The sequence below is a fragment of the Stenotrophomonas sp. JAI102 genome (assembly GCF_013409105.1).
Taxonomy (GTDB): domain Bacteria; phylum Pseudomonadota; class Gammaproteobacteria; order Xanthomonadales; family Xanthomonadaceae; genus Stenotrophomonas; species Stenotrophomonas maltophilia_AA.
This window is the reverse complement of the sequence record NZ_JACCCI010000002.1, coordinates 492,611-505,228: the sequence shown is the minus strand read 5'-3', so window position 1 is coordinate 505,228 and position 12,618 is coordinate 492,611. Positions and strand designations below refer to the sequence as shown.

Genomic DNA, 12,618 nt, shown 5'->3' with positions numbered 1-12,618 from the left:
ATGGCGCGCTGGAGTGTGCGGGTCGACCCGGCGTGGTCTCTGGAAGCGTGGCGCACCGCCGCGCGCCTGGCCCTGCGCCACGCGGTCGCGCCGGATCAGCTGGACTGGTTGCCTGGCAGCGAGACGTCGCTGCTGGATGCGCCATCGCTGACCTCTGTGGAGGACAGCGCGCCACCGGCCGAGCCGCAGGTCCATGTCCCCAAGAGCTTTGTCGAGCTGGCTGCCATCTGCCTGTGCCATCGCGATCCGCAGCGGATGTCACTGCTCTATCGCATGCTGTGGCGCATCACCCATGGCGAACGCAGCCTGCTGTCCAATCCCGCCGATGCCGACGTGCTTCGCGCCATGGCCTTGAGCCAGGCGATACGCCGCGACACGCACAAGATGAAGGCCTTCGTGCGCTTCCGGGAGGTGCCCGGCGAACAGGACGCGTTCATTGCCTGGTTCGAACCGGATCACCAGATCGTCGACCGCGTCGCACCGTTTTTCGCGCGACGATTCGCCGGCATGCGCTGGGCGATCCTGACGCCGTACCGCAGCGTGCACTGGGATGGGCAGCAGCTGTCGTTCGGTCCGGGCGGCCACCAGAGCGATGCGCCGTTGGAAGACGCACGCGAAGAATTGTGGCGCACCTACTACGCCAACATCTTCAATCCGGCCCGGCTCAACACCCGGATGATGCAGCAGGAGATGCCCGCCAGATACTGGAAGCACCTGCCCGAAGCCTCGTTGCTGCCACAGCTGGTGCGTGATGCCGGTGACCGGGTGCAGGAGATGCACGACCGTGAGGCGCAGGCCCCGCGGCGGCGCATTCCCCAGGCCATCGCGGCACCGGAGCTTGCCACAGAGACGACGCCTGCCACGCTCGACGCACTGCGCGATGCCGCCGCGGCGTGCCGCCGCTGTCCGCTGTGGGAACCGGCCACGCAGACGGTGTTCGGCGAAGGTCCACCGAATGCATCGATCATGCTGGTCGGCGAACAACCCGGGGACAGCGAGGACCTCAGCGGGCATCCGTTCGTCGGCCCCGCCGGGCAGCTGCTGGATCGTGCGCTGCGCGAACTCGGCATCGAGCGCAGCGCGCTCTACCTGACCAATGCGGTCAAGCACTTCCGTTTCGAGCGGCGCGGCAAGCGGCGCATCCACAGTAAACCGCAGATGACCCACATCAACGCGTGCCGGCCGTGGCTGATGGGCGAGATCGAGAACGTGCGACCGCAGGTGATCGTGTGCCTGGGGGCGACGGCAGCATCGGCAGTGTTCGGCGCGGGGTTCAACCTGATGGAGAACCATGGCCGCTGGCACTCGCTGGAGGATGGCACCCGGGCCCTGGCCACGGTGCATCCGGCGTGGGTGCTGCGGCAACCGCCGGGCGCGGCGCGCGACGATGCATACCGGCTGCTGGTGGAGGATCTGGCCAAGCTCACCCGCGGCGCAAACGATAACAGCCCGGCAACCTGAGCCGCCGCCGGCACCGGTTCCATCCCTATTTGCTACCCTTCCACCATCGGCTGCACCGTGCAGCTGCCGCGCGCCATCGTTCGCTCCCTCGAACCGGCCCGTGCATTTCCCTGTGAGGCAATGGCTCGAATGAATCACCCCTTGCCCCGCCGCATCCCGTTGCGCATCCTCGCAACCGGTCAATACGTGCCTTCGCGTCGTGTCGACTCGATCGCATTCGACCAGCGTTGGGGCAAGCCGGACGGCTGGACCCGGCGCCATGCAGGCATCGACTACCGGCATTTCGCCGGCCCGGACGAACCGGCCTCGATGATGGCCGCACACGCCGCACAGGATGCGCTGCAGCGCGCAGGGCTGCGCGCCGACCAGGTCGATGTGGTCATCAGTGTCGGCGGGGTCATGGAACAGGCGATCCCGTGCACGGCCGCGCTGGTGCAGCGGCGGCTGGGGCTGGCCGGCACTGGCATTCCGGCCTTTGACGTCAATGCCACCTGCCTGGGCTTCCTGGTCGCACTGGACCTGGTAGCGTCGGCACTGGTCACGCGCCGCTTCCGGCGCGCGCTGCTGGTCGCTGGCGAAGTCGCCTCGGCCGGCCTCGACTGGGACGACACCGACACCGCCCCGCTGTTCGGCGATGGCGGCGCGGCAGTGATCGTGGAAGCGGTCGAGGACGGCAGTGCGTCCTGCCTGCTCGCTTCGCACATGGAAACTTTCAGCGAGGGCGCCGAGTTCTGCCAGGTGCGCGCCGGTGGTACGCGCGTGCGCCTGGCCGACGGCACCGCGGCGTTTGCCGATGCGTCGCACTTTGAGATGTCCGGTCGGTCCACCTACCGCCTGGCCGCGCAGAAACTGCCCGGCTTCATGCAGATGCTGTTCAAGCGCGCCGGCGTGTCCGTCGACGAGCTCGCCTTGCTGATGCCGCACCAAGCCAGTGCGAAGGCACTGGACCACCTGCAGCGCGCGCTGCGGCTGCCACCGGATTCGCTGGTGCGGATCCTGCAGACCCACGGCAACCAGATGGCCGCCTCCATCCCGTTGGCGCTGCACCATGCCATCGAAGGCGGCAACCTGCGCCGCGGCGAGTTGTTTGCGATGGTTGGTTCCGGTGCAGGACTGTCTTTTGCCGGCGCGGTGCTGAGGTACTGAGCATGGCACGCATCCTGGTCACCGGCGCCTCCGGGTTCATCGGCCACCATGTCGCGCGACGCCTGGCCGAGGCTGGCCACCGTGTCACCGCCACCGGCCGCGATGCGGCGCGGCTTCGTGCCGGCAACGACGCGCTGCATGCCGTGCCCGCCGATCTTGCCAGCGACGCACTCGATCCATTGGTTGCCGGCTGCGAGGTCATCGTGCATTGCGCCGCGCTGTCCTCGCCCTGGGGACGGGCCGAGGATTTCCAGCGCGCGAACGTGACGGCGACGGAGCGGTTGCTCGCTGCCGCGCGACGCCATCAGGTGCGTCGCTTCATCCACCTCGGTTCGCCCAGCATCTACTTCCGCTTCCGCGACCAGTACGACCTCGGCGAGACGTTCGTGCCACCAACGCGCTGGATCACCGCATACGCGCGCAGCAAGTGGGAATCCGAATGCCGGGTCCGCCAGGCCGCCGAGCACGGCATGCAGACGCTGAGCCTGCGGCCGCGCGCGGTCTACGGCGAGGGCGACCGCGCCATTCTGCCGCGCCTGCTGGCGGTCGCCGCGCGCGGCTGGTTCCCACTGGTCAACGGCGGGCGCGCCCTGATCGATGTCACCCACATCGACAACCTCGTCGCGCTGATCGCGCACTGCGTGGACGCCGATCTGCCTGGCGATGGGCGCGCCTACAACGTGAGCAACGGCGTCCCTGTACAGGTCCGCACGCTGCTTGAAACGCTGTTCGTCGCACTTGGCCGGGAGGTACGGCTGATACCGCTACCCCGCGTGCCGGCCCTGGCGCTGGCCACGCTCGCCGAACACCTGGCGCGGCTCCGCCCCGGGCAGCCGGAACCCCGCCTGAGCCGCTACGGGATCGGCGTGCTCGGCTATTCGCAGACGCTGGACATCGGTCGCGCGCGCGACGAGCTGGGCTACCGGCCGCAGGCGGACCTGACCGCGAGCCTGGCCCGCTATGCACGCTGGTGGAGCACGCATGGTCAAGCTTGAATGGCGACTCTATGAAGCCGGGTATTGCACGCATCCGGAGCGCGCCACGCGCCAGGGCGCGCCGATGCGCGCCTGCGTGTTTCCTGCGCTGGTGGCGCTGCTGAAGCACCCCACGCACGGCTGGATCCTGTTCGACACCGGCTACTCGGAGCACTTCCTGCAGGCAACCGCTGCCTTTCCCGAGCGGCTGTACCGTATGGTGACGCCCGTCCACCTGTCGCCACAGGCATCGTTGGCCGCCCAGTTGCGCCGCGACGGCATTGCCGCTGAGGACATTGCCTGGATCGTGGTTTCGCACCTGCATGGCGATCATGTCGGTGGCTTGGCCGATTTCCCGAAGGCCCGCGTGGCCGTTTCGCGTGCCGCCTGGGACGATCTGCAGGCGCGCTCGCGGCTGGGCGCACTGCGTATCGGCCTGCTGCCGACCCTGATGGAGCAGTGGAAGACCGCCGTGCCGCACTGGTTTGAAGACCGGCCGGCCGTCGAGCTGCCGCCGCCCTTCCACGCCTTCGACGGCGGCCTGGATCTGTTCGGCGACGGCAGCCTGCTGATGGTGCCGCTTCCCGGCCATGCAGCCGGTCACGTCGGCGCGCTGTTCGACGACGGACAGGGCCCCGTGTTTCTGGTGGCCGATGCCAGCTGGTCCTCGCAGGCGATCCGCGACAACACACCCCCGCCGGCGCTGGTCACGGGGTGGCTGGGCAGTACCACCATCTATCGCGACACCCTGGCACGCCTGCATGACCTGCAGCGCACCGCGCCCCAGGTACGCCTGGTGCCTTCACACTGCCCCGAATGGCGCCCGCACGCCGGGCGGCGGACGTGACGCGCCGGGTGCTGATCCTCGGCGGGCGCGCGCCGGTGGCACTGGACCATGCGCGCCGGTTCCACCGCCTCGGCTGGCAGGTGCAGGTCGCCGACAGCATTCCGTGCCGGCTGTCGGGCTGGTCGTCGGCGGTGAGCGCGACCCATGCGCTGCGCCCACCGCGCCTGGACGCGCGTGGTTTCGTCACCGACCTCAACCGCATCGTCAGCGACCAGCGCATCGACCTGCTGCTGCCGACCTGCGAGGAAGCGCTGCATCTTTCAAGGCACCGCGCAGCCCTGCCCGCGTCGCTGCAAGTGGCAGTGGACGACTTCGACACCCTGGCCACCCTGCACAGCAAATGGGATTTCCAGCGCGTTGCCCGGCAACACGGCATGCCGGTGCCCGACAGCGGTCGCGTGCGCACGCTGGCGCAGGCCCGGGAATGGGCGCACGGGCGGGCGGTGGTGTTGAAGCCGGAGTTCTCGCGCTTTGGCGTGCATGTGCGCCTGTACCCGGAGGGCATTCCCGCCGATGCGGCCGACCTTGCCCCACTGGGGACCTGGGTGGTGCAAGACTACCTCGCTGGCGACGAGCTGTGCAGTTACGCGATCGCCCACCGTGGCCGGCTGCTGGCCCATGCGATCTACCGGCCCACGCACCGGCTTCGGCGCAGCTCCAGCTACTACTTCCAACCGGTTCAACGCCCCGCACTCCGCGATGCGGTGGCCGCGCTCGTCCGCGGTACCCACTACAGCGGCCAGGTGTCCTTTGACTGGATCGAGGGCGCCGACGGCATTGCACGCGCGCTGGAATGCAATCCACGCGCGACCAGCGGCCTGCACCTTTTTCCCGCAGATGCCGATCTGCCGTCAGCCCTGCTGGGGAACAGCGAGGTGCAGGAGCCGACATCGTCCAGGGCCCGGATGATCGCCGTACTGATGGCCACGGCCGGGGTGCAGGACGCCATCAGGCGCCGCCAGCCAACGGCATGGCTGGGCGACTGGCGGCGCGCGGATGACGTCATCTCGGTCCCTGGCGACCGCCTGACGCCGGCGGGCAGCCTCGTTGACCTGGCGTCCTACGCCAAACTGGCGTTGCGACAAGGCTGCAACCTGCGCGAAGCGGCCACCCGCGACATCGAGTGGGATGGCGAGCCGATGCAGGCGGTGGACCGATGAACGCGCCGGCCATCGAGGAAGCGCGCTTCGCAGCAAGTGCACGCGCCTTCGCAGCCCTCCACGCCGGGCGCGACGTGGCCACGCTGGTGCCCAACCTGCACGCGCGTATCGAGACCCTGGGCAGCACGGCCGGCGAGCTGCCCGTCACCGTGCATGACGGTCGTGCCGGCGATGCCTGGGTCTGTTCCCCGCGCACCACCTACGCCGACTACGCCGCCGAGGAAAGCGCACGCTACCTGCCCGGCTGGGCCGCGCCACCGTCACTGCGCATGATCGCCTCGCTCGGTCATCTGCTGCAGTGGAGCGGCATCGACCGGGCCGTGTCGATCAACAACTGGCTGCTGTCCACCAACCTGTATCCCGCCCTCGGCCTGGTCGATCCCACCTCGCTGGTGCAGGACGCCGTCGCCCGCTGGCCCGGGCACACGCTGTGGTTCCGCTCTCTCAACGCACACGACAATGCCGATTGGCTGGCTGCCCTGCAGGCCGCCGGCTGCCAGTTGGTCACCAGCCGCCAGGTGTACCTGTACGACGACGTCGACACCCTGATCGGCCGGCACGGCAACCTCAAGGCGGATCTGGCGCTGCTGCGGAAAACACCTTTGCGGCACTGCGGCGACCAGGACATCGCCGAGGCCGACTACGCGCGTATCGCCGAGCTCTACGCCCTGCTCTACATCGGCAAGCATTCGCGCTTCAATCCCATATACGGTGCGGAATTCCTGCGCCTCTGGCACCGCGCCGGGCTGCTTACCTTCGAAGGCTTCCGCGCCGATGACGACCGCCTTGCCTGCGTGGTGGGCCTGTTCCGGCAGGGCCGCACCGCCACCGCGCCCATTGTTGGCTACGACACCGCACGGCCGCAGAAGACCGGGCTGTATCGGCTGGCCACGGCATGCGCATATCGCGCCTGCCTGGAGCACGGCTGGCGCTTGAACTTCAGCGCCGGTGCCGCCGGGTTCAAGCGGCTGCGCGGTGGGGTGGCCACCATCGAATACAGCGCCGTCTACGCGCGCCACCTGCCCCGGCGCACGCGCATGGCGGTCGCTGCGCTCTCGACCCTCTCGTGCCGGCTCGGCACCCCCCTGCTGCGCAGATTCCGCCTATGACCGACTGGCACCCCCTGTTGCTCACCCATTGGTACGCCGCGGCCCGGTCGGACGAGGTCCGCTCGACGCCGGTAGCCGTCACCTTGCTGGACACGCACGTGGCGTTGGCGCGCACCGGCACCGGCACGCTGATTGCACTCGAAGACCGCTGTCCGCACCGCCACGCGCCGCTGTCGGCCGGCTGCGTCAACGGCGAGCGTCTGGCGTGCCCGTACCACGGCTGGTCATTCGATGCCGACGGACGGCTGTGCGAGGTGCCCGGCCTGCCGAGCGACGCAGCGCTGCCCAACATCCGGGTGCGCCGCTTTGCCACCTGCGAGCTGGACGGTTTCATCTGGCTGCGACCCGGCGCTACCGGCGCCGAGCGACCCCACGCAATGATCCGCGCCACCGACCCTAACACCCGTCGCTTCCTGTGGCGCACGCGCTGGTCGGCGAACGTGGTCGATGCAATGGAGAACTTCCTGGATCCGCTGCATACGCACTTCATCCACGCAGGACTGGTGCGGCGCGATGCGGCGCGCGTAGCGGCCACGGCGTGCTTCAGGCCCAGCGGGGAAGGCTTCAGCGTGGACTACCAAGGCATGCCCTCACAGTCCGGACTGTTGTACCGGTTGTTCGAATCCGAACGCACGGCCGAACGCGCCCACTTCGCCGCCCCCGGCAGTGCCCGGCTGGAGTACGCCTACGCCAACGGCAGCCGCGTGCTGATCGACCTTCACTTCACGCCACGCACGGCCGAGGAGACCGATGTCTCCATCACCTTGCACGTGGAAGGCCGCTGGGCGCCCGCCTGGGCCGTACGCCTGCTGGCCTGGCCCTTGCTGAAGCGGGTGAACGACCAGGACATGGCCATGCTCCGGCTACAGGCACGGAACCGGCGCAGATTCGGGGAAAGAAAAGGTGCCTCGACCACGCTCGACATCGTACGCGGCACGTTGGAGCACTTCTGGACACACGGGGTGCTGCCGCCGGCTGCGACGGCGCGGGACATACCGATGATGCTGTAGTCAGGGGCGTGCCGGGCGCGGTGCCGGCACGTCACGCTGACCGAGGACAGCTGCGCGTCAATGCGCCGCCATGTAGATGTCCTGCAGCACCGCCTTTTCCAGCTCCAGCTCGCTGAGCAGATTCTTCACGATATCGCCCAGGCTCAGGATGCCGACCAGCGTGGCGCCCTCGGTCACCATCAGATGACGATGGCGGGAGTACGTCATCAGCGCCATCGCCTGCTTGAGGCTCGCGTCGGGACCGATGCCTTCCAGCCCTGCGGACGGCAGCGTGGAAATGACCCGCCTGCCCGCCTGGGGACCGTCTTCCGCAAGGCTGCGCACGATGTCCTTCTCGGACACGATCCGCACCGGCGCATCGTCTTTCATCACCACGAGAGCGGCGATCTTGTGCGCGCTCATCTTGTGGGCTGCGGCACCGATGGTGTCTTCCACATCGATGGTGACGATGGCTTCTTTCTTGGATTGCAGGAGTTCGCGGACGTTCATTCTTGTTTCCTGTTACAGGTTACTGAAGTCGAGAGATGCGCCTGGTTGCAGCGAGGTCGGTGGCATTGCCACCCGGTCCTCGGTCATTCGATTCTACGTCCGCACCCTGGCCCAGGAGTTTGCAAATCTGGGACGGTTCGTCGTGGAAGCGGGGGACGACCCTGAGAATGGCACCGCCGGTAAAACCGTCGCTGAATGCCGCCGCAGGGCACGACTAAAGTTCCAGTGCCGACGGCCGCCTAGAGCCACCCCATGGGTGGCTCTACAACCGGGTGATCGCACAAAAAAAGGGTGGCCCCGCAGGACCACCCTCGATATGCGTCAGCACCGCCTCGGCGGCGGACACATCACTCCACCGTCACGCTCTTGGCCAGGTTGCGCGGCTTGTCCACGTCTGTGCCACGGGCCAGCGCGGTGTGATAGGCCAACAGCTGCACCGGAATCGTATGCACGATCGGGCTCAGCACGCCTGCATGGCGCGGCGTGCGGATCACATGCACGCCTTCGGACTCGACGAAGTTGCTGTCCTGGTCGGCGAACACGAACAGCTCACCGCCGCGGGCACGCACTTCCTGCATGTTGGATTTGACCTTCTCCAGCAGGCTGTCGTTCGGAGCGATCACCACCACCGGCATCTGTTCATCCACCAACGCCAGCGGGCCATGCTTGAGTTCGCCGGCCGGATAGGCCTCGGCGTGGATGTACGAGATTTCCTTGAGCTTGAGTGCGCCTTCCAGCGCGATCGGGTAATGCAGCCCACGGCCCAGGAACAACGCGCTGTTCCTGCGCGCGAAGCGCTCGGCCCATGCGGCGATCTGCGGCTCCATGTTCAGCGCATGCTGCACGCTGCCCGGCAGGAAGCGCAGCTGCTCGAGATAGTCCGCTTCCTGCGCGGCATCGATGCGGCCGTGCAGCTTCCCCAGCACCACGGTGAGCTGGAATAGCGCGGCCAGCTGGGTGGTGAAGGCCTTGGTCGACGCGACGCCGATCTCGGCACCGGCGCGGGTGTAGCAGACCAGTTCGCTGGCGCGCGGGATCGCGCTCTCGGGCACGTTGCAGATCGAGAGCGTATGCAGATGGCCGAGCGACTTGGCGTACTTGAGCGCCTCCATCGTATCCAGCGTTTCGCCGGACTGGGAGATGGTGACGATCAGGTGCTTGGGATTCGCGTAGGCCGCGCGATAGCGGTATTCGCTGGCGATCTCGACGCTGCACGGCAGCCCGGCGATCGCTTCGATCCAGTAGCGCGCGGTCAGCCCGGCGTAGTAGCTGGTACCGCAGGCAAGAATCTGCACGCCTTCGATATCGGACAGCACGGCTTCGGCATTCTTGCCGAACAGCGTGGCCGGGAAACCGCCGGCATCGATCGCCGCTTCGATGGTGTCGCCCAGCGCGCGCGGCTGCTCGTGGATTTCCTTCTGCATGAAGTGGCGGTACGGGCCCAGCTCCAGCGAGGCCAGCGATACGTCGGACAGATGCACGTCGCGCACGATCGGCTGATTGTGTTCGTCGTACACCTGCACGCCATCGCGGCGGATATCGGCCGTGTCGCCCTCTTCCAGGAAGATCACCGTGCGGGTGGCCTGGAGGATCGCCGAGACGTCGGAGGCGACGAAGTTCTCGCCCTCGCCCACGCCGATCAGCAGCGGGCAGCCCATGCGCGCGCACACGAAGTGATCCGGCTCGGCACGGCTCATCACCGCCAGCGCGTAGGCACCGGTCAGTTCCTTGACCGTGCGCTGCAGCGCCGACAGCAGGCTGTCGCCTGCCTTCAGATGATGGTGCATCAGGTGCGCGATCACTTCGGTGTCGGTCTGCGACTCGAAGACGTAGCCCAGCGCGCGCAGCTTCTCGCGCTGTTCTTCATGGTTCTCGATGATGCCGTTGTGGACCAGCGCCACGCCGTGGCTGATGTGCGGGTGCGCATTGGCCTCGGTCACGCCACCGTGGGTCGCCCAGCGGGTGTGGCCGATGCCCAGCAGCGACTGGAAGCCTTCGCTCGCGGCGGCCTTCTCCATCTCGGCCACGCGACCGGTGCGGCGCACGCGGCGGACATCGGGTGCGGCGGCAGAGGCGTCGATCACAGCGATGCCGGAGGAGTCATACCCCCGATACTCCAGTCGCTTCAATCCCTCGATGAGGACCGGTACCACGTCGCGATGCGCGATCGCTCCCACAATGCCGCACATAGATTCAGATCCCTGCTGGTAAGCCTCGCATTCTAGCGCGGCGGCCGCGGACGCTTGGGCGCTGTCCGCTTAACGAAAGTGTCCGGCCCGGTGTCCGCGGACACACGGACACGCGACGGAATTTGCAAGCCCTTGTTTTCAAAGGGTGAAAACTTGGCACGGCGTCTGCTTGGTACTTCGCAACCCAACCGCGAACGAGCCCGATGATCCGCGACACTTCCGCCCAGGACCAGACCCTTTCCTCGCATGCCGCGCCCGCCCCGTGGAAGCGCTGGCTGTGGCCGGCGGTCGCCGCGCTGGTCGTGCTGGTGGCGATCGGCTTCGCCGCCCGTGCCTGGCTCGGGGCCAGCCGCTCCTACGACAGCGCCCGCGTCCGCATCGCCGAGGTCACCCGCGGCGACATGGTCCGCGACATCGCCGCGGACGGTCGCGTGATCGCGGCCAACAACCCGGTGCTGTATGCGATCTCCGCCGGCAACGTGAACCTGAAGGTGGTGGCCGGTGACGTGGTCAAGCAGGGCCAGGAACTGGCCGTGATCGACAGTCCCGAACTGCGCAGCAAGCTGGCCCAGGAACAGGCCACCCTGGCCGGCCTGCAGGCCGAGGCCAGCCGCGCCACCCTGGATGCGACCCTGGCCCGCGCCACGGCACAGAAGGATACCGACCAGGCGGTGATCGAACGCCAGGCGGCCGTGCGCGATCTGGAGCGCTACAAGCGTGGCTTCGATGGGGGCGCGGTGCCGCAGGTCGATGTCGCCAAGGCCGAAGACACGGTCAAGAAGAGCGACATCCAGCTCGAGCATGCCCGCAAGGACGCCATGCTCAAGGCCCAGGGCGCCGACCTCGATGCGCGCAACAAGCGCCTGCTCGCCGACCGTCAACGTTCGGTGGTGACCGAGGTCGAGCGCCAGGTCGACGCGCTCACCCTGCGTGCGCCGTTCGATGGCCAGGTCGGCCAGGTGCAGGCGACGCAGCACACCAACGTGGTCGCCAATGCGCCGATCCTGGGCGTGGTCGACCTGTCGCGCTTCGAGATCGAGATCAAGGTGCCGGAGAGCTTCGCCCGCGAGCTGACGATCGGCATGCCTGCGCAGCTGACCGGCGGCAGCGGCCAGTTCGCCGGCGAGATTTCCGCCGTCTCCCCGGAAGTGGTCGCCGGCGAGGTCAATGCCCGCATCCGTTTCGCCGACAAGCAGCCGCAGGGCCTGCGCCAGAGCCAGCGGATGCAGGCCCGGGTGCTGCTCGATACCCGCCGCAACGCACTCAAGATCGAGCGCGGCCCGTTCGTCGAACAGGGCAACGGCTACGCCTACGTCATGGACGGCAGCAGTGCGGTCCGTCGTCCGGTCAAGCTCGGTGTGAGCAGCCTGGGCGAGGTGGAAATCCTCTCTGGCCTGCAGCCCGGCGACCGCGTCGTGGTGTCCGGCAGCGATCTGTTCGGCGATGCCGAGCGCGTCTCCATCAACTGATTCAGTCCCTTTCGATCCTCTCGACTTTCAAAGGAAAACAGCCATGCTTGAAATGCGCTCGGTCGCCAAAGTCTTCCGCACCGAACAGGTGGAAACCCATGCCCTGCGGTCGCTGGACCTGCACGTCCGCGAAGGCGAGTTCGTGGCCGTGACCGGTCCGTCCGGTTCGGGCAAGACCACCTTCCTCAACATCGCCGGCCTGCTGGAGACCTTCACCAGCGGCACCTACCTGCTCGATGGCCAAGACGTCAGCAAGCTGGGCGATGACGCGCGCAGCCGCCTGCGCAACCAGAAGATCGGCTTCATCTTCCAGGGCTTCAATCTGATCTCCGATCTGAACCTGTTCGACAACGTCGATGTGCCGCTGCGCTACCGCGGCATGCCCGCTGCCGAGCGCAAGCAGCGCATCGAAAAGGCGCTGGGCCAGGTGGGCCTGGGCTCGCGCATGAAGCACTACCCGGCCGAACTCTCCGGTGGACAGCAGCAGCGCGCCGCGATCGCGCGGGCGCTGGCGGGCAGCCCGCGCCTGCTGCTGGCCGATGAACCGACCGGCAACCTGGACAGCCAGATGGCGCGCGGCGTCATGGAGCTGCTGGAGGAAATCAACGCCGCCGGCACCACCATCGTCATGGTGACCCATGATCCCGAACTGGCCGCGCGCGCCCAGCGCAACGTGCACATCGTCGACGGCCAGGCCACCGACCTGGTGCGCGAACCGGTGCTGGCCACCCCGCGCCCCGCCATCGTCACCGTCAACGACTGAG

Annotated in this window: 11 protein-coding genes; 9 read left to right on the top strand and 2 right to left on the bottom strand. The window is 67.8% G+C overall.

From position 1 onward, the window contains the following. The 7 genes from HDC96_RS10915 (at position 1) to HDC96_RS10885 (ending at position 7,707) form a co-directional block, all read left to right on the top strand. The gene (locus HDC96_RS10915; protein ID WP_179460000.1) at positions 1-1,461 is read left to right on the top strand and encodes a UdgX family uracil-DNA binding protein; all 1,461 of its coding nucleotides are present in this window, start codon (positions 1-3) and stop codon (positions 1,459-1,461) included. A gap of 141 nt (positions 1,462-1,602) precedes the next feature. Continuing rightward, positions 1,603-2,607, top strand: a complete 1,005-nt coding sequence (locus HDC96_RS10910; RefSeq protein WP_257018692.1) for a beta-ketoacyl-ACP synthase 3 — start codon at positions 1,603-1,605, stop codon at positions 2,605-2,607. Positions 2,608-2,609: 2 nt separating this feature from the next. Next, positions 2,610-3,602, top strand: coding sequence for an NAD(P)-dependent oxidoreductase (locus HDC96_RS10905; RefSeq protein ID WP_179459998.1), 993 nt, complete (start codon positions 2,610-2,612; stop codon positions 3,600-3,602). Next, entirely contained in the window at positions 3,589-4,428 is an 840-nt protein-coding gene (locus HDC96_RS10900; RefSeq protein ID WP_179459997.1) for an MBL fold metallo-hydrolase, read from the top strand. Before HDC96_RS10905 ends, HDC96_RS10900 begins: the two co-directional genes overlap by 14 nt. Next, positions 4,425-5,588, top strand: a complete 1,164-nt coding sequence (locus HDC96_RS10895; RefSeq protein ID WP_343203011.1) for an ATP-grasp domain-containing protein — start codon at positions 4,425-4,427, stop codon at positions 5,586-5,588. Before HDC96_RS10900 ends, HDC96_RS10895 begins: the two co-directional genes overlap by 4 nt. After that, on the top strand, positions 5,585-6,697 hold the full coding sequence (locus HDC96_RS10890; protein WP_179459995.1) for a GNAT family N-acetyltransferase: 1,113 nt from the start codon (positions 5,585-5,587) through the stop codon (positions 6,695-6,697). The genes HDC96_RS10895 and HDC96_RS10890 overlap by 4 nt, the downstream gene beginning before the upstream one ends. Continuing rightward, complete coding sequence (locus HDC96_RS10885; protein ID WP_179459994.1) at positions 6,694-7,707, top strand: aromatic ring-hydroxylating dioxygenase subunit alpha; 1,014 nt, start codon at positions 6,694-6,696, stop codon at positions 7,705-7,707. The genes HDC96_RS10890 and HDC96_RS10885 overlap by 4 nt, the downstream gene beginning before the upstream one ends. 57 nt (positions 7,708-7,764) lie before the next feature. On the opposite strand, the gene HDC96_RS10880 is transcribed toward HDC96_RS10885, so the two are convergent. Next, on the bottom strand, positions 7,765-8,196 hold the full coding sequence (locus tag HDC96_RS10880) for a CBS domain-containing protein (protein WP_176988126.1): 432 nt from the start codon (positions 8,194-8,196) through the stop codon (positions 7,765-7,767). Between the two features lie 347 nt (positions 8,197-8,543). Next, positions 8,544-10,385 carry a glutamine--fructose-6-phosphate transaminase (isomerizing) gene (gene glmS / locus HDC96_RS10875; protein ID WP_179459993.1) on the bottom strand — a complete coding sequence of 614 codons (1,842 nt, stop codon included), beginning with the start codon at positions 10,383-10,385 and terminating at the stop codon, positions 8,544-8,546. Positions 10,386-10,588: 203 nt separating this feature from the next. On the opposite strand from glmS, the gene HDC96_RS10870 reads away from it, so the two are divergent. Together HDC96_RS10870 and HDC96_RS10865 are read left to right on the top strand one after the other, a co-directional pair. After that, positions 10,589-11,854 carry an efflux RND transporter periplasmic adaptor subunit gene (locus tag HDC96_RS10870; RefSeq protein ID WP_179459992.1) on the top strand — a complete coding sequence of 422 codons (1,266 nt, stop codon included), beginning with the start codon at positions 10,589-10,591 and terminating at the stop codon, positions 11,852-11,854. Positions 11,855-11,897: 43 nt separating this feature from the next. Then, entirely contained in the window at positions 11,898-12,617 is a 720-nt protein-coding gene (locus tag HDC96_RS10865; protein WP_038686113.1) for an ABC transporter ATP-binding protein, read from the top strand. Position 12,618 lies beyond the last annotated feature (1 nt).